Here is an 18,419-nt window from a genome sequence, read left to right on the forward strand (position 1 = left end):
TATGAAATTACTATATTTTGTTCTGCTTTTTCTTTTAAGTAGTTGTGATAATATGTATAACAAAAATGTAATAGGAAATTTCTATCTAACAGCAACAGAATCATTAGATGATTTGTGCTTAGTATATTATGAACATAAATCAAACTCATATCCAGCAATTATTGCATATGGCATTTTTAGTGTTCAATATAATTGTGAATATATTATTGTTAAAAAGCATCCTTTTTTAAATCCTCAATCAAGATTAAGATTTGATGTGAATATTACAGAATTTTACATAATAAAAAATGTTCATACTGATTTTTTTGAAGATAAAAATTGTTTAGGGCCATTAAATGAAGAAATGTTCATACAAAAAATAAAGGAATTAAATATTGATAACCTAAAAGAGTTTAGTATAAAAAAATAAATTTATGAAACAATATAAAACATTAATTATTTATTCAATCTCCAATGACCCATCAAAGAAGTCATTTGAAGAAGAACTGGAGAAATACGGACTGGAACGGATAGGAACGCAAGACATCTTCGCCCTCCCATTGGAGGAATACCGGACGAAGGTGCAGGCATTCAAAGCCTACCTGCGAGCCTACGCCCGCCAGCATCTGAACAGTCAGGACACGGTGCTGTTCGTGGAATCACGCATGAACGAGGAACGGACCCTGACCGCCATGCTACAAACCAATCTGACGAGTGAAGAAGAATAAAAAAACATAAGGATATGAGTGCACAATCGTATATCAAGTTCTGGACCGCCGAACCCTCGGAGCATGAGGAAGTGCAGGCATACGACCTGCTGGACTATGAGTATGACTTTGAGAAACAGACCCGTCCGAACGGGCAGGCAAGCGGCGAGATACACGGAGGCAGGATGCGGGCAAGCATCGCGGGATTCCCTACGGAAGAACTGCTGGAATGGATGTTCAATTCAAGAATCCTGAAAGACGGGGAAGTGATGAACACATCCGGCCTGAGCGGTGCGCCCAAGGAAGTTATCCGTTTCAGAGGCGCACAATGCCTTGAACTTGACGTGCATTCGACAGTAAAAGAAAGCCGGACTTCGCTATCCATCCATTTCAGGGAAATGGAAGCCGGGGATTCGTGTCACTTAAACTTGAAATCATGAACTGGTTTACCTCTTTGTTCAAACGAAAAGACTCCGCCGTGCCGGATGATCGGTACGTGATGCGGCTGACCGTCTGCCACGAGACCTACGCGGTAGAGGAGTTTGACCTGAAATTCAAACGCGATACCGACCGCAACGGACTGCCGGAGGGTGAAGCATACGGCGGCTTTATCACCTGTACGCTTACCGGCATGCCGGGGGACGGACTGCTGAGATGGGCCGCGTACAGCAGGATGTACGAGGACGGAGACCTGCGGATTTACCGGAAAGACGAACCCGACCAACAGGCCGCATTCGCCTTGCGCTTTACAGAAGGCAACTGCATCCGTTTCCGGCGAAGAATAGACCATACCACCCATGAGTACAGCATCGTCCTGCTGTTTGCCGCGAGAACACTGAAATTTACGAATGAAGAATTTGAAAACGAATGGCGCTGACGTATATGGAAACGAAATTTTGCAAACTGCCTTTGGACTTTGAGGCCCTGCTGAACGAAGATGTGGGAAACAACCATCTTGCCTCGTGCAACGAGATTGATTCGATTGACCAATTTATCGAGTTGCTAATCAGCACGGCCCCCGGAGAACATGCCTTTGACAAGGAGTTCGGCTGTGAGATATTCTATCTCGACTTTGAAAGCATTGTCTCCCATACCCGTTGGGAAGGACAATTCTCAGAATACATTACGAAGGCAATCACCCGATACGAAAAACGTCTTACGAACGTATATGTACGGGTCAGCATAGATGACGCGACCCTACAGGACAGCGTATCCGGCGTTTCGACCATCAAGAAACGCGTTCAGGTATATGTGTATGGCACTCTGGTACACACAGGAGAGAAGCGGTGCTTTTATTATGTGATTTATTTAGGTCCCATTTCAACCAGATAACAAGGTATATGAGCATAGAGAAATATAACAAGGAACAGATCAGGAACCGTATGCTAAAGTATGCTGCGACTTTCTGGGGAATCAAAAAAGCCGAAAACTTTGATCCGGTCGTCAAGCTCCTGCTGGAAGCATTGGCCAATGAAATGTACATACTGGGAGAAGATTTTACCGCCATCGAAACAAGGTTGCTGGAAAAGACCGCCCGGATTCTGACACCGGGTATCCTGACCTTCCCTTTCCCCGCACACGGCATCGTACACGCTTCTCCCGTCGAGCCCGTTTATCTGATTACGCGAGAATCGGGCATGTATTATGAAAGCGATTCGCTGATCCGGAAACTGTCGACAGGAAGTATTTCGTTTTATCCGGCATGTGATACGCTGCTGCATAAAGCCGACATAAGATATATGGTCTGCAACAACCTCCTGTACCGGATAGACCATACTCTGGAAAAAACCATGATTGCCCGTATGGAATCCAGAATGACTCCGCGTACCGTTTGGCTCGGTCTGACTGTGGATGAATCCATTACCGACCTTCGGAATTTCTCTTTCTATCTTGATTTTCCAAATCTTACGGAAAGCTATGAATACCTGTTCCTGCTTCCCTGTACGGAATGGTCCGTCAAGGGAAAACAGGTTGTCATGCTGCGGGGAATCTACGAAAAAGACGATACACAAGATAACCCCATCCGTGCGTTTTTCCAAAACTATGATACGATGTTCCTCATAGACAAGGAAATCATGGAAATCTACAATAAACATTTTCTGAGCGTCCAGCAGTCTTTCCCACTTGATGATTCCTGCAAAGAAACATTGCCAGAAGAACTGTATCCTTGTTTCAAGGAAGCCGTGCGGGAAAAAATGCAGGACAAACTGGTCTGGATAAAGATACAATTCCCCGCCCATTTCACTGCAGAGGTTATGGATGAACTGCAAGCTGGAATCAATATCGTACCCGTCGAAAACAAACTGTTACGCGAACAAGTGACTACTCTTGAAGACACTTTCAGGGTGATTCCCTTGCGGACGGATAATTATGAATCCCTGTTGTCCGTACACAGTGTGAAAGACTCGGACGGGAAAAGCTATCATGAACTTCTGTATCCGGAAGGAAATTCCAAGTCAGGCTATGGCACGTATTCCATCCGTAAAGGAGGGTGCGAACGGTTTGATTCCCGTTCTGCCAAAGAACTGTTATGCTATCTGCTGGATCTGCTGGATGATGAGACCCATGCATTCGGTTCCGTTTCGAGTATCAAGCTACAGGCACTCGCCACCCAAATGGAGCAACTGATGGCACAAATGAAACAAGCAGTTGACAACATGAATGAATTCAGAGAGACACCCTACTATCTGATGATCGACCAAGTATCCGGTAAGAGCCAGGTTACCGTCAAATACTGGACCACCAACTGCGAGATAGGGAACCGGATACAGGCCGGTGTGGACCTGTCGCCCAATGCCACCACTTATTTGGACCCAAGGACACTTGCGCTTGTCAGCACCACCTATGGCGGCAAACAGGCTCCCCAAAACCGGGAACGCATAGACATTTACAAATACGGTTTCATTTCACACGGCCGTGTATTGACCCAGAATGATATTATCAGTTTCTGTAAGAAAGAGCTCGGAGAACTGCTGGTACGTACGGATGTCAGGAACGGGGTAGAAATCAGCCCGATGCCCAGTGAAGGGCTGATACGTACCAAAGAGGTACATTTGATTCTCAAAGAAAAGCTGGACGACCCGTCACAGGAGAAGCAGATGAAAAACAATCTGAGGACCAAGCTTTCAGCCTGTTCGCCAGATACATTCAATTACCGGATATTCATCGAATACAATAAAGCCTAAATAACTTATAGCATATGGACCCAGTTACCCAACATCTCATTTCATCGTATCTGTTGATGCCCCTGCTTACCGTAATTTTCGGGATAGCAGCCTATTTCATCGCACGGAAGAACAGACTATTGAACAACAAGAAACTGATTGTTTATCTGCTCGTGTGCAGTATCGTGCTTGCCCTGCCCGGGCTGTCCGGATTTATGGACTACAATTTCATGCCCTATATCTATATCCTGCTGGTTATCCTGTACTGGGTTGGCGGATATTATAACCGGTACATCCTGCGTAAAGTGTTTTCTTCAGGCAAGGAGATGCCCTCTTTCGGTATACAGTGCCTGATGACAGTCACGGTCATGCTGTTAGGTGCCGGAATTTTTTCGGTCGTCTTCAACCTCTGCAACGAACTTCAATACGGGATATGGGCTTCGACCTGCATACTGCCTTTTGTATTTCCCCTTCTATATACCCAGACGGTAAAAAGCTATTTCGACATCCCCGTGGAAATCTATAAAGTGTGGAAATATTCGGAAGAATATGATTCAGAAACCCTGTATATCAACCGTGAACGAAGTATCGTCATCGACGTGGACATTTTCCGCAGGGTAGATGACCCGGTATCGGAACGTATCACCGGCAAGGCCTCCGAGGATGTCATTTTCGGGCAATGGTTCCAGCGTATGATTGATGACTGCAACCTCAAATCGCCCTCTTCGCCCATCGTTTATCAAAATGAAGGAGGAGCATATTATGAATGGGTATTCTATACCAAATCCTCTTTTTTCAGAAAGAGGTTCTATATTGACCCGGAACTTACACTTGCGGAAAACAAGCTGAAGATGCATGATGTGATTATCGCCAAACGGGTAGCGAATGAACTAGTAACATATAAGGAATATTAAAACGCAATATTATGGCAGGAAATCAAAATAAAAGGGGCAGCTATCCGCTTGTGAACTGGGCGGACGGCATGCCGGTCAAGAAGGAGCACTTCGTCCAGCAAGAAAACCATTTTACGCACCGGCTGTGTGAATACCAGTCGTATCATCTGAACCGTACGAACTATGGGCTTTTACCCTTCAAGAAAGGAGAACCCGTTTCCGGAGATTTCAGCATCACGGAACTTGTCACGGGAACTTTGGAAGTCCGCCTGAAACGGTGCCATGCCATTACTTCGGGAGGATACCTGATCGATTATGACGCAGGAGACAATGATGAACTGACGGCCAGTTTCCATATTTCTGCCGATGAAATGGAAGACAAAGATCTGCGATGGGATGTCATCCTGATGGCCGATCCATTCGAGCACCGTCCTTCAGGTATTCCGGACGAAAAGGAATTAAGTCCCCGGCAACCCAACGCATTGCCCAACTATGCGTTAAGCGTACTGCCGACAGGGCAAACCAACGGAGGCGAGCTGGGCAGGCACTTCCTGCTGATCGGACGTTTGCGCAAGAACGGCAACCGCTGTGAAGTGGACGGTAACTTCATACCTCCCTGTACCAGCATGTCCAGCCATCCTGACCTGAAGAACTATTATGCCAAATTCGGGCAGCTTGTTGATTCCATCGAAAAAGCCTCATTCGATATTCTCGCCAAGGTGGAAAATGCGGAAAAGCAAACGGTGCTGGCCACAAGCATCGGCATGTTGTGCCGTCATATCATGCTTTTCATATCCGACATTTATTTTTCCTATCGTAATGAAGGGCAATACTATTCCCCCTTGCGTTTTCTGAATGTATTTTCCACACTGGCACACCACCTGTACGTATGCCTGAGTTTTATGAGCAAAGAGGAAAAAGAAGACCTGTTGAAGTACTTCAATGAATGGAACGGCATCACTCCCGGTGCATACGAAGGGCTGTTGCGGGAAAATTGCGGCTTGCTGTATGACCATCACAATATCCGTCAACTGATGGTAACTACAGAGCGTTTCCTATACCTGTTCAATGACCTATGGACCACTCTCAGCCGTCTTGAATACATTGGCAAGCACAAGGAGAACATCGTGGTTGCCGAACGTTCCAGACACCCCAAGGAATCCAGTGAAACACGTTGGAACATATTGGACTAACCTTAATACCCGGAAAGTTATGGCAGAAGAAACTGACAAAATCGTATGTTTTGACGAACGCTCCCATCCGTTCAATTTGCCGGACACTGACTTCAAAGCGGAAGTGGTGGCCAGCGGACTGAAAGAAAGCGGCTACGATGCGGAACGCACCCTCATTTCCAGGTTGGGGGACATACGGCGTGGCTTTTCGAAAGACATCCACGATGTCCACTCGGAATATTCCCAATACGACCTGACAGATTACCTGTATCTCTATGTGAACAGACGAAGTATTTATGACACACTCCCCGAAGGGATTTTCCATAAGAACCTCTATCAGTCCGACAAAAGCTCCAAAGAGCAGATACTGGATGAAATCCGGATTCACCGGGATGAAGAGTTCTATGCCCGGCGCTTCTTCAAGCCTTTCGAGATAACCCTGGACTACATGCTGGTGAGTTTCCAAAACAAGGAACGCCGTATCGATGAAATGAACGTGCATCCAGACTTTGTAAGTATATTCTCCGACCAGTGGCCGGTGCTGAAACTGCTGCCTGTCCATCTGGCGATTATGCTTATCCGCATGTTGGCCTATATGGAACAGATTACCGTCAGCCCTTCCAAAATAAGCGAGTGCATGAGCATGCTGACCGGAGTGCCTATTCGTCTGCAAAAAGGAGAGAAAAGCGTAGTGGAAGCAGACCCGCATCTTGTCCCTAAACTGGGAGAATGCCTTTTGGGAGACACCATGGTCCTGGGGAACCATTTTGCCGACGGCACTTACCAAATGCTGTTGGAAATCGGCCCGCTATCAGCACAGAAGATGGAGACCCTATTCTCCGATACCATTGACCGCCAGATACTCAGTGACCTGATGGACCTGTTCCTGCCCGCTGACAAGGAAATACAAGTCCGTTATATCATACAGCAGGAGGACGCCCAGTTCAAGCTGGGAAATCCAACGGAACAAGGAGCCTATTTAGGAATCAGCACTTATTTGTAACCCATAAAACACCTATTCTATATGAAACCGAGAAATAATACGGAAGTAAGGAAAGCCTATCTGAAATTTTCCTGTTACCTGACGGGTTGCGTCATTCTTGCCGTGGCCATATTTGCCTGTTTCCTTAAAACGTCCAGTACGGAAGTGAAGCGGATTACGGAACAGACATTGAAGTATGATTATGTCTATGCCAAAGAACTTTCGTTGTCAAACAGCGTGGATTCGGTCTATCAGTACATGAAGCTGATGAACACCTCGCCACAGATTAACGATGTTCTTCTGCAAAGTGTTGTCAGCGTGCGAAAAATGAACCTGTTGAAGTATATCCAAAGTATGGATGACAAGGATTGCAGGCTTTACAAGCAACTGCTGGGGAACATCAACATGTTCCTGAGTGTAAAAGACTCCATCCGCCTGTTGAGCATCCAGGAAGAGATGGTAAAGAAAGACCTGATGCAATGTATCCAAGACAACTGGAAGACACGTCGCAACCTGAATGTCGGTTCCAACAGCAACCAATAAAACTGCATATTATGAATGACAATAAAAAAACACTGAACAAGCGGGAGACCCTGATGGGGCATATCTATGTATTCCTGTTCTTTTTCGTAACAACCGTGGTATGTTGTCTGGCAATATTCATGTGGAATTCGGATTTCAAGATGTTTGAAGAGAAGGAGTTCGTGAAAATAAAGATGGACCGTATCAAGGATTTCCAACAGGAACAGGCCGACAGCCAACTGGCCATAGATTCCCTGTTCCGTAAAATCGAAACCTTTGAGCCGGGGGTACATGCCCAATATGAAGAAGACGATATCCACTACCTGATAAACAACCTGCGCAATATATACGAAAGAAACAGTTGGGACAAACGGTACAAGCTGTTTATGCACATAGCCGACTTTTATGCCATGTGGTTGGCAGACAAAAAACAATTGTGGAGTATCGAACAAAACATACAACTGTTCAAAGCCAATCTGGAAGAATGCGAGATCGGATTGCAGAAAAAAGAAGAATACCTGCGCTCAGGCACTAAAAATAAATGACATGGGAAAGATTTATACCAGAAAGATTCTGTTTGTAGCGGCAGCCATGCTGCTGTGCATACTTATTGCCGTGCTGATCCGGATATTTTTCTCCAGCCGGACCGTGCGGATGACACTGACCCCCATAGAAGTGGAGGTCGGAGAACCCATCTATTATGCGGACAGTACCCGCAGGGCAAACACATGGCTCTGGGAGTTCGGCAACGGAGATGTCTCACACGAACGAAACGGACAATATGTGTTCAAAGAACCGGGACGTTACCAGGTACGCCTGCAAGTGGACCATTCGCTGGAAAAGAAGCAGATCATCACCGTACGGAAGAAAACAAACACTTACGGGAGCGAGCAGCTTGTAAAAATGAAAGCTCCGGCGAGCGCTTTCCAAGGTGAAATCGTGTCTTTCAAAGGATACGGACCCTCGAAAGAGTGGCGGTGGCAATTCGGCGAATCAGGAATCGTTGACTCCCGAGAACAAAATCCGCTCTATGCCTATTCGGAACCAGGCGAATATGAAGTGCTGCTGACTACGGAAGATACGCAATACCCTGTACGGCACAAGATTAAAGTCCTTCCCCAGTATACAGAAAATGACTCTACTGATGTGCTTGTCATTATCGGAAACGATATCCGTGAACATTTGCAGGCCATCGTGGACGGCAGACCGTTTAATACCCATTATAACTATATTCTGAAAAAATATCTCTGTGGGAATCCGGATATAGCCGTCACTGTCAACAACCATAAAAAGAATGACTTCTATTCTTACTGCCAGGGGCTGAAAATCATCGCGCGAAAGAAAACAGTGATTGATGAAGTGTTTGTCGATATGGGCGATGACCTGAACAACGAATGCGTCATGCAGCTGATGGTGACCCAACACGAACGTTTTTCCGAATCAAAAAAGTAATGCGCCATGAAAAAGAACTTTATATCGCATCTGCTCCAGACTGGATGTATTTTCAGCATTGCCTGCCTGACAGCCTGCGGACCGGTACACCGTTTTACACGGGTGAAGAATGTTCCGCGCGAATATGTGCGGAACTATTCGGTGGAAGGAGTGAAAGCTCCCCGCAGTCTGTCGTTGTTCAAGCGCAATCCGTGGATTGTCTTCGCCAAGGAACAAGGGACAAGCTGTCTGAGCCCGAGCGGAAAGAACGAAATGCAGGCTGTGGAATACATGGATGCCTTTCTGGTCATCAAACGGAAAGGAGACTGGCTCAAACTTATCCAATATAACCCCGCTATCCTGAAAAACGGAAAACTGAAAGAGTGGAAACAGGCCCAATATTGCGGTTGGATGAACCAGAACGACCTGCTGCTGACCCGTAGCGGATTTACCGATGTCCTCACGGGATTCAAGAACAAGCAAGTGGTCATACTGAGCGACACCGTGGCATTGGCCAATCCCTCAGCATATTTTACCAATGATTCTGTGAAACTGTTTGAAAATACCGACCTGACACAGGAAGCCGGCAAGATTCCGCTTTACAGTATCGTGTACCCTTATAAAATATCGGAAGACAAGGGATGTGTACTCGTGGCAAACAAACCGCAGCTTGACGCCGACAGCATAGGACAGACGGTTATCGGATGGATAGACAGAGGGCTGCTGACCGCTGCCGGGCAACAACTCCATATAGACATAGCCTCGCTGCCGGACAGTACGCTCATCTTCAAAGACAGAGAACGAAAGGACACCTTGCGGCTGTCGGCCGACGACATGGAGCGGAAACTGGAATTTGCAGAGAACTATCCTACCATCCGGTACAGTCCAGTATTGTTTTACAAAGAGAATGACACAAGCCTGTGTTTCAGGACGCATATTCCGATGCCGGTCATTGACAAACAGGAAAGCTATGTGCTGAATGTTAACGGAAATCCGATTTATTACAGCACTTTCAAGAATAAGATAGAGAAGGACTTGCAGAAAATAAACCTGGTGTTTGTCCTGGAAGGAAAAGAGAACACCATCCAGCAGTTTCCAGCCGTAGTGAACGCCATTCAGGGATTGCAGTCGCAACTGGTAAATGACGAGAGCTTTTCCTTCAGGTTCGGCGCCGTGCTGACCTTCAACGAGCCGGACAACCGGACAGACCCCATCTGCAAACTGACTCCCGACTACATGGAGCTGCTTGACTTCCTTTCCGCCAAGGCACGTAACGTCAAGCAACTGGAACCCACATACGGACGGTTCGGCAGCTGGTCAGGCGTTCAAATCGGGGTGGAACAGTTCAACAAATGCCCGGACGAGACCAACATCCTGGTTGTCATCGGCGACAAAGGGTTCAACAGCGAATGGGCGGACTCCACTCTGGTAAACAAACTGGTGAAGAACAACTGCCGCCTGCTGGGTTTCCAGCTTTACGGGGGAGAGCCGGACAACTTCAACAACTTCGTGCTGCAAATAGGGAACATGATAGACTGCTCGGCACCACGCATCAGCCGAAAAAAACGGGAATTGGTCGTATATCCCGAACAAGTCCGGAATGAAAATGAATACGCGGAAGTGGGCCATAACACCTATTGTCTGGACTTCCCCAACCGGAGCATGACACAGGGATGGCTGGTGTTTCCGCAAAAGAACGAATCGCTGGAACTGGAAGGACTTACCTCTGCCTTGGACTCCATGCTACTGCAAGTGAAGTTTGACAACACCCTGCTGAGCAACAGCCTGACAAGGGCATTCGACGAGGTGGGAACACATCGGTATAAGGCGGACTCGACAATGACAGACTACTACCATATCCGCCAGGCAGGGGTGCAACCAATATTGTCTGTGCTTCCGGATATCGAACCTGCCTGGAACCTGCCGGCACAGCCTGTCGTGTTGCCAGACTCGCTGTCACCGTCACTGGGCTATTACCTGCTTGCCAACGAAGAGGAATTCAAGCGCCTGAGAAAATATGTAGAGGAACCCGCCAAATTAATTATGGACTATAAATACGAAGCTGTCAAGAAGAAAAAACAGGCGAAAGTGAACATCTGCGACTGTCCGGACGACTATTTTTGGACAGATAGCGAAGAATCCACTATACGCGTGAAGACGGATAGCCTGAACGTGCCGGAATATGCCTCTACCCGCCGTGTGCGGAGAAAGCTGGTGCGGCATTTCCTGTCCGAGCGCAACACGGACAAGTATTGCAAGGTGAAGAGGAAGACCTTTTTGAGAATGTCCATATCGGAAGCCTTGCAGCGGTTTACCTCCTGCCCGGCGGACTATCCGTTCTTTGAGGTGTATCGGGTCAAGGACCTGAAGGACAAGGATATGATTACGGACGTGGAACTGGACATGCTGATTGAATACTTCAAGGAAAAGAAAAAAATGCTGGACGAAGCAGCCGGCAAGTCGTTCAAATCCAACGGGCAGACCTATTACTGGATTAGCCGTGAGCTGTTACCCTAATCGTTCATTTGAAACTTTACAGTTATGATTTATCAGGCAATATTGAAAATCGGAGGCAAAGAGATACCGTTGCTCTATTACAGCTACCGGTGTCATATCCGGCACTGTGACGATCCGAATTTGGGGCGAATTATACAGCTACATATCCAAGTTTGCGAAGAAATAGGAAACCGGGAGAACCTGCCGGTTGAGGGAGACCTGATTACGCTCATGTTTGAATGTAGCGGTGACGAGCAGTTTTTCTATGACTGGCTAAACGAAGGAGCCATGCACTATGGAGAAATTCATTTCATCTATAACGAAAATGAGGTTGTGGATATTTTCCGATTCTGGGACTGCTTCTGCGTGAAGATAGAGGAAAGCATGAGTGCCGGGAACTCTCCGATGGTGATGATTGTGTACCTGTCGCCGGGGATTATCAAGAGGAATAATTTGGAGGCGAGGGAGAAGGAATGGAAAGTGAGTGACCCCGCAATCCAAAGTAGTGCAGAGAATTTTGTCAAAAACGAAACGGAAAAGAATGTAAATACTCAAGGAAATACTAATTTTACCAGGAAATCTTCTGAATCGCTTTCAGAGGCTGACCAGGCAATCATTGATGCCCAAGTGGCGAAAATGAAACAAATATCAGAAAAAGAGGAAAAACGGTTTAAAACTTTATTAGAAAATGAAAATGAAGATGAACCAACCAATAAACAAAAAGGCAATTATGGAGAGATAAAATCCTGCCTTAATTTGCAGACTAGCGAGGAATTAAAGAAAGGTGTAAATGGCAAACGATACAATTTGAAAAGAATCGGTGATGACGCACCTGACAGCTTGGATTCTAAAATTAGGCACGGTATTGATGGAATTTATGAGAATTTGACACCTGTGCCTAAATTTATTATTGATGAAGCTAAGTTTGGAACCTCAAGATTAAATCCTAAAACAAAAGATGGACCTCAAATGAGCATTAAATGGATTTCATCAAGAGTGGCTCAGTTAGGTTTTGAAGGAATAATTTCAGAAGAAATTGCATCGGAAATTCAAGATGCTTTAGATGAAAACGCTGTTGATAGAGTTCTCACTAATATATCTGAAGCTGGAAAGATAAGTATGTTTTTAATTACAGATAATGGTTTAATAAAAATGAATGTTGAATAGAATTAATGTATAAAAATATGGTTTTACGAGATAGTTTATTTACAGAAAAGCAATATTTAGATCAACTAACTAAATATTCACGGAGAAGTAAACAACTGGAAAATAATATTGATGAACTTCTTAAAGCGGAAAAGGAACATGTGCAGCTATATTCGGCTCCCAATAAGCAAGTCCTTCATAATAAATACAATACACTTTTTGGATGTAAACTAAATTCTTTTGTGACAAAATATTCAATGGGAGAAGATGTGGTGAAACTAAAAAGTGATTATGATAATTTGGTAAAAATATTAATGGATAACTGGACTATTACAGGTGGATATGTACAGATGCTATGGATGTTATCTATAGGAATAATGTTAGATACAGATATTAATAATATACAGATATTATCTGATATGATAAATGTTGAACATGTTGATGATTTTCTATACAATATTTTAATTAAATATAGATTGCCAAATTGGGGAAGAAATTCGAATACTATTTTGTTCCCAATTCCTTACCAAAGTATATTATCCATATTTATTAGTAGCAAACAAAGTAACTTATTGGCTATTGAAAAAATAGAGAAATATATCAAAAAGGAATGGTATCGAGGGCACTCTGATTGTTCATGGTATAATGACCATAAATATGGCATTGTTCATAACGGTTACTGGAGTTTTGAAAGTGGTGCATTGGTCAAGGTATTGGGACTTGATGACAGTATTTTGAAAGGACAACCATATTATCCATACGATATGGTTCATTGGGCAGATGGTCAAAAGTAAGTAACAATTAAAAATGAAACTGATATGAGTTATTATATTCATGCTTATTTAGTAGATGCAGATAAAGTAAAAGCCGTTTACGGTTCGCACGATGTGGATTTGTTGAACCATCTGTCTTCTTCACTGAAGGAGAAATTAGACAGCTTGAATAATTATTTTGGAAGTGAAATAAGTCCGTTGGAAGATGCTTACAGTGTACTCGCTGACATTGTAAACGGAGAGAAACGTTTTCCCCACATGGCATTCATGTATGGATATGTGTATGAAACAATTTGTGAATATTATGGGCGAATCATCTATAATGCCGAGAATTTGTGGCAACTGGACAAACAGAGCACTTTCATACCTATTCCACTCAGTGATAGTTTTCCTTATATCATAAGCATTCCGGTGTCAGAATTGGAAATCAAGAAACAGCAATATACAACACTGGAAGCAGGGAACGGCATTGGTGATTATGATTATGAAGAAGAAATGGATGATTTAAATTTTATTTTTGATGAAGCCATTGAAGCCCAGAAAGATTTGATAATTACTGTTTATTGAGAAATGTATGAATGATTTTCAAACATCCAACCAGTTCAGTTTATCCGTTGTATTTTTCCTGACTATTGATTGTAATTATGACTATACAATGGACTATATGGAAAACGTAGCCCGGAGCTTCACCAAGAAGTATCCGAGCTACCTTATCCATAAGAAAAGCGAAGACAAGATAAAAGCCTTTTTGACCGACAGGGTAAAAGCCAAAGTGGAAAACTTTGTGAATGCAGAGGCTAAGAACGTGACAGTAACCGAGGTGCGGGAAATAGCAGACCTGATAGCAGAATACGAGGGAACGGAGAACTCGTCCCCTTATGGAAGCCATCCGGCAGACGCCCCCTCGCTGGGAAGCACCGGCGTGGAGCTTGCCATGAGCGTGGACACAGGCGCATCGGACATCCGTCCCGTCAATGTAGCCAAGCCCGCAGACGCATCGGGGAAGCCCAAGATAATGAAGCGGAGTGTTATCCGTGTAACGGTGGAACTGGAAGTGCAGATGGAAACCAAACAATACCTGCAATTTCTGCAACAGGTTCCGGACCTGTTCAGCCTGCATGAATTTCCCAACTTGAGATGTCGCGTGACGTGCAGCCAGAAAAATGTGACAATCAACGAAGAACCTGCACCTGTTGAGGTGAAGGTGGTAGAAGATAGAAAATACCAGCGCTGGTTTGTTGCCTTTACACTGTTGATGATATGTTGCGTGGGTGGAATCATTGCCCTGTTTTTTTCTATTCCGAACCTGTATAAACAGGATATTCATTTCTTGCGGAACGATACGATACATCAGGACTTTTCCATATCCAACAGCATGATAGACCTGGATAATGTGAGCCTGATTAAAAACGGCGGGAAAGACACGCTTATCATCAAAGACAAAAAACTGATTATTGCCAAGTAAAAAGAAATGCTTATGAATCCAATGGAAATACAACACCTCCAAACAGCCCTGTTGCAAAGCGGATGTCCAGAAGACCTACTGGCTGATTATCTGGATTTTCTGCAAAACGGAGGACAACAAGTGGAAATCGTACGGAACAACATCACCCAAGTGTTTCAGAAAGAAGCCCTCTACCGGAAACGAAGACATGAAACCATGGAGGGGACAGTAACCTTCCGAAACAAGGAGCAACATGGAACCGGAAACTCGGACGCAGGCGTGTTTATCGGGATAGAATTTATCCGCTGTTGTTTCACTCATGGTATTCCGGCACGGATGCTGAAGGTCGTGAGGGAGCATGGAGAGGTGGTGGAGATTGTTGTGGGGTTTGGGATAAAGTCTATGTGCCTTTAGTTTATAACTATAGGTAATTTGCAAGTTAGAAAACTTGTAGAAATAGTCTACCTCACAAAATGTGTGAACTTGATATAAAAGCTTACATTAATTATAATGTGTAAGTAATAGAAAATGAGTAATTTTGCGGTGTATTTCACGTCATAAAATAACAACTATGCAGCAAATAAAGTCGTTTTTATTATCATACATAGAAATTAAATCTGAATGTGCTCCATATATTAGGAAAATACTAAAAGAAGGAGAAAGATATTATTTCAACCAATATACCACCGATAACGATTCGGTTATAAGTGATTTGTTTGGGAAAAACATATTTATACAAGCGATTGTCGGGAAAAACGGTTGTGGGAAAAGCACCTTATTTGAAATTATCATCCGGATGATGAACAATCTTGCTTATATGCTTTTCAAACACATTCCAGAAAATGAGCATTCTATGAAAGTCAGTTATATTAAAAATATATATGCTGACTTAGGTTTTATATTTAATCGTGAAATAGGATGCATTAAGAGCAGAGGGGAAACAATGGCATTTGAAATAGGCGCTCACAAATATGTATTTGGAACATTGAACGGTGAATTTGGAAACGATTATGAACACATTAAGACTCCTACTGATGAAAAAATTATAGAAATCACTGAAAACCTGTTTTATACATTAGTTATAAATTATAGTATACATGCTTTTTATGAAAAAAACTATCGAAGCGATGAAGTTATCTTAGGACAATTAGGCGGTTATCCATGGATTAAGTGTCTCTATCACAAAAATGACGGTTACAGAATCCCTATAGTATTAAATCCGTACCGTGACAATGGAGTCTTAGATATGGATACAGAAAGTTATTTGAATGAAAACCGTCTGACGTCTATTTTAAAATACAGTGAAAAAAATAACATAGAGTTTATAGAAAACTATCAACTACAGAACATCAACTACACTTTTCGACCGGATACACTATTGCAGAAATTCAGCATAAAAGATTTGAAAATAGATGTGGATGAGAAAAAATTTCGCAATGATTCCAATTATCGTTATAAAATAATAATTGACCTATTTAAAAAATCTTTGGCATCTTCTAAATCATACGCTCGCTGTATTATTGAAGCATATGACTTCAAATATACCGGCAGCGAAGACGATTTAAAACTTATAGGCTATTTATATCTTGTGTATAAAGTGCTTAATATTGCCGGCACATATCCCTCTTATAGAGATTATAACGATTTTTCAAAAATGAATCTGTGCTTTGCTACAGAAACAGGTAATGAAAAAGGAATTTGGGAACCTTTTGAGCTAATAGATTTTATCCATGAACTTCGTAATGATTCGTCACATATCACGCTTAAATTAAGACAAACGGTAAATTTTCTTACAAATTATAGTGGGCGAAAAGCTGATTATGATTTGTTGACAGATCATCCTGATTATGATACTTTTCTTGCTGCTTTAAATTTGAAAGATGGAATAGACTTTCACAATTTAGATGATATTATGGAGCATCTACCTCCATCCTTTTTCGAGCATGATATCACTTTGGATAGATACAATATTAAAAAAGAAAAGATTAACAAACGTCCAATATCTCTTTCATTATTAAGTTCCGGTGAGTTACAAATGTTATTCGTTCTCAGCAGTATTGTATATCATTGCAAAAATATTTTATCTATTACAGAAAAGAATCGGGTGAAATATAGATGCATAAATCTATTATTGGATGAAATAGAACTTTGCTTCCATCCCGATTTTCAACGGCTATTTTTGAATAACCTTATCACGACTATTAACCGCATGAAACTAAACGAAAACTGTGGTTTTAACATTTTGTTATCAACTCATTCGCCATTTATACTGAGTGATATTCCACAACAAAATATTCTTTATCTTAATGAAGGAGAAGTAGAGAATAATAAAGTAAAAATCAACCCATTTTGCGCGAATGTCAATGATATACTATATCAAAGTTTCTTTCTTAGTGAAGGTTTTATGGGAGAATTTGTCCGTAGAAAAGTGTTAGACCTAACAGAATATCTCAGCAATGGCACCAATAGCAATGAATACTGGGACGCAAAAAAAGCACGACAATTTATTCTTACCATTGGCGAGCCATTAGTTAAAGAACAACTGATGGCCATGTATAGTGATAGTAAAATTATTCATAAACAGGAGAAAATTGAACTATACAAGGCAGAAATTAAACGTATTAAGGAGGAACAAGAATGATACAGATTGGCATTACACCTACTATAGAACAATATGCAGCTGAATATCTCAATGATTTAAGACATTTAGCAGATAAACCAGAAGATAGACTGGCTCGCCTTGCTAGTGCTTTAAATAATGCTGGTTACAATGCGGAATCTTTGTATGTACAGCAAATTATTGATAATTATGAGGATATCATAACAGCAAAGCCTAATGATTACAACACGCGAGTAGCATTATATTTTGGGATAATTAATCTTTTAGGTAGAATCAACTTAAATATTCAGCAAGCTAATGGGACATTCAAACAAGTGGAGAAAGTATTATATATGCATATTGTTGATGCTATGGGTTATGACGATGTTAGAGAAAAAATATTTCCTAAATATATGAAAGGCCTAAATATAAAATCATGTGTATATTGTGGAACACAGTATGCCGTATCTGTAAAAAGAGGCAAAACGAGTAGAAATAAAACATATCATTCTACCTTTACGCTTGATCACTATATGCCTAAGAGTAAGTATCCTTATTTGGCAACCTCATTTTTTAATTTATACCCATGTTGTGCCCATTGTAATCAACTAAAAAGTAACAAAAATCCAATTTTTGCATTATATGACAACTCAAATTCAAATAAGTTCCCTTTTAAATTCATTTTGGATAAGAAATCCTTCCTTAAATACAGTATGACAGGAGATTCTGATGATCTCCGTATAATTTTTGGTCCCAATATTGGAACTCCACAACAAAAGGTTGATGATTACGACAGCTATTTTCACATAAACAAATTATATGAGAATTTTAACGATACAGTTGAGGAGATAATTTGGAAATACCGTGCTCATAATACATCTGCCATTAAAGCACTCAAGGATGCCGGATTTAATTTTATTCCTTGCAAGGCAGACATTAATCGTTTCATTTTAGGTAATTATGATCAGGCTGATGACATTTTGAAGCGACCTCTTGCAAAGCTTGTTCAAGACATTGCAAAACAATTAGGTATAATATAAATCAAGTTTTTGTTCATAGGATTTCTTAGAATCGTAACAGTTTCCTGTCTGTGGTTTTATCTAAGGTGAAT

Annotated in this window: 20 protein-coding genes; all 20 read left to right on the top strand. The window is 42.5% G+C overall.

Annotated elements, in window-relative coordinates; translation table 11 throughout:
- The first annotated feature begins 1 nt into the window (after position 1).
- The 20 genes from B5F25_RS07745 to B5F25_RS07840 all read left to right on the top strand — a co-directional run bounded on the left by B5F25_RS07745 (position 2) and on the right by B5F25_RS07840 (position 18,348).
- The gene (locus B5F25_RS07745; RefSeq protein ID WP_140406889.1) at positions 2-409 is read left to right on the top strand and encodes a hypothetical protein; all 408 of its coding nucleotides are present in this window, start codon (positions 2-4) and stop codon (positions 407-409) included.
- Positions 410-413: 4 nt separating this feature from the next.
- Positions 414-707, top strand: a complete 294-nt coding sequence (locus B5F25_RS07750) for a hypothetical protein (RefSeq protein ID WP_087248729.1) — start codon at positions 414-416, stop codon at positions 705-707.
- A 14-nt stretch (positions 708-721) separates the two neighbouring features.
- Positions 722-1,126 carry a type VI secretion system tube protein TssD gene (gene tssD, locus B5F25_RS07755; RefSeq protein ID WP_087248731.1) on the top strand — a complete coding sequence of 135 codons (405 nt, stop codon included), beginning with the start codon at positions 722-724 and terminating at the stop codon, positions 1,124-1,126.
- On the top strand, positions 1,123-1,563 hold the full coding sequence (gene tssD, locus B5F25_RS07760) for a type VI secretion system tube protein TssD (protein ID WP_087248733.1): 441 nt from the start codon (positions 1,123-1,125) through the stop codon (positions 1,561-1,563). Before tssD (B5F25_RS07755) ends, tssD (B5F25_RS07760) begins: the two co-directional genes overlap by 4 nt.
- Before the next feature lie 5 nt (positions 1,564-1,568).
- Positions 1,569-2,018, top strand: a complete 450-nt coding sequence (locus tag B5F25_RS07765; protein ID WP_241148376.1) for a GPW/gp25 family protein — start codon at positions 1,569-1,571, stop codon at positions 2,016-2,018.
- An 8-nt stretch (positions 2,019-2,026) separates the two neighbouring features.
- A complete protein-coding gene (locus tag B5F25_RS07770; protein WP_087248737.1) occupies positions 2,027-3,871 on the top strand; it encodes a type VI secretion system baseplate subunit TssF in 1,845 nt (614 codons plus the stop codon).
- Between the two features lie 14 nt (positions 3,872-3,885).
- Positions 3,886-4,764: a TssN family type VI secretion system protein gene (locus tag B5F25_RS07775; protein WP_087248739.1), complete on the top strand. Its 879-nt coding sequence runs from the start codon at positions 3,886-3,888 to the stop codon at positions 4,762-4,764.
- 11 nt (positions 4,765-4,775) lie between these two features.
- On the top strand, positions 4,776-5,936 hold the full coding sequence (locus B5F25_RS07780; RefSeq protein WP_087248741.1) for a hypothetical protein: 1,161 nt from the start codon (positions 4,776-4,778) through the stop codon (positions 5,934-5,936).
- A 19-nt stretch (positions 5,937-5,955) separates the two neighbouring features.
- Positions 5,956-6,918, top strand: a complete 963-nt coding sequence (locus B5F25_RS07785; protein ID WP_087248743.1) for a type VI secretion system baseplate subunit TssG — start codon at positions 5,956-5,958, stop codon at positions 6,916-6,918.
- Positions 6,919-6,939: 21 nt separating this feature from the next.
- On the top strand, positions 6,940-7,440 hold the full coding sequence (tssO, locus tag B5F25_RS07790; protein WP_087248745.1) for a type VI secretion system TssO: 501 nt from the start codon (positions 6,940-6,942) through the stop codon (positions 7,438-7,440).
- 11 nt (positions 7,441-7,451) lie between these two features.
- Positions 7,452-7,964 (top strand): type VI secretion system transmembrane protein TssO, encoded by a 513-nt coding sequence (locus B5F25_RS07795; protein ID WP_087248747.1) that lies wholly within the window; start codon positions 7,452-7,454, stop codon positions 7,962-7,964.
- A gap of 1 nt (position 7,965) precedes the next feature.
- Positions 7,966-8,871 (top strand): PKD domain-containing protein, encoded by a 906-nt coding sequence (locus B5F25_RS07800; protein ID WP_087248749.1) that lies wholly within the window; start codon positions 7,966-7,968, stop codon positions 8,869-8,871.
- A gap of 6 nt (positions 8,872-8,877) precedes the next feature.
- Entirely contained in the window at positions 8,878-11,367 is a 2,490-nt protein-coding gene (gene tssR, locus B5F25_RS07805) for a type VI secretion system protein TssR domain-containing protein (protein ID WP_087248751.1), read from the top strand.
- A 24-nt stretch (positions 11,368-11,391) separates the two neighbouring features.
- Positions 11,392-12,513, top strand: coding sequence for a type VI secretion system tube protein TssD (tssD, locus tag B5F25_RS07810; RefSeq protein ID WP_087248753.1), 1,122 nt, complete (start codon positions 11,392-11,394; stop codon positions 12,511-12,513).
- Positions 12,514-12,530: 17 nt separating this feature from the next.
- Positions 12,531-13,286, top strand: coding sequence for a PoNe immunity protein domain-containing protein (locus tag B5F25_RS07815; RefSeq protein ID WP_087248849.1), 756 nt, complete (start codon positions 12,531-12,533; stop codon positions 13,284-13,286).
- A 24-nt stretch (positions 13,287-13,310) separates the two neighbouring features.
- Positions 13,311-13,832, top strand: a complete 522-nt coding sequence (locus B5F25_RS07820) for a hypothetical protein (protein WP_087248755.1) — start codon at positions 13,311-13,313, stop codon at positions 13,830-13,832.
- Between the two features lie 7 nt (positions 13,833-13,839).
- Complete coding sequence (locus tag B5F25_RS07825; protein WP_087248757.1) at positions 13,840-14,730, top strand: translation initiation factor 2; 891 nt, start codon at positions 13,840-13,842, stop codon at positions 14,728-14,730.
- Between the two features lie 12 nt (positions 14,731-14,742).
- Positions 14,743-15,123, top strand: coding sequence for a hypothetical protein (locus B5F25_RS07830; protein ID WP_087248851.1), 381 nt, complete (start codon positions 14,743-14,745; stop codon positions 15,121-15,123).
- 157 nt (positions 15,124-15,280) lie between these two features.
- Positions 15,281-17,350, top strand: a complete 2,070-nt coding sequence (locus tag B5F25_RS07835) for an AAA family ATPase (protein ID WP_087248759.1) — start codon at positions 15,281-15,283, stop codon at positions 17,348-17,350.
- A complete protein-coding gene (locus B5F25_RS07840) occupies positions 17,347-18,348 on the top strand; it encodes an HNH endonuclease (protein WP_087248761.1) in 1,002 nt (333 codons plus the stop codon). The genes B5F25_RS07835 and B5F25_RS07840 overlap by 4 nt, the downstream gene beginning before the upstream one ends.
- The last annotated feature ends 71 nt before the right edge of the window (positions 18,349-18,419 follow it).

The sequence above is a fragment of the Bacteroides sp. An19 genome, assembly GCF_002160215.1.
Taxonomy (GTDB): domain Bacteria; phylum Bacteroidota; class Bacteroidia; order Bacteroidales; family Bacteroidaceae; genus Phocaeicola; species Phocaeicola intestinalis.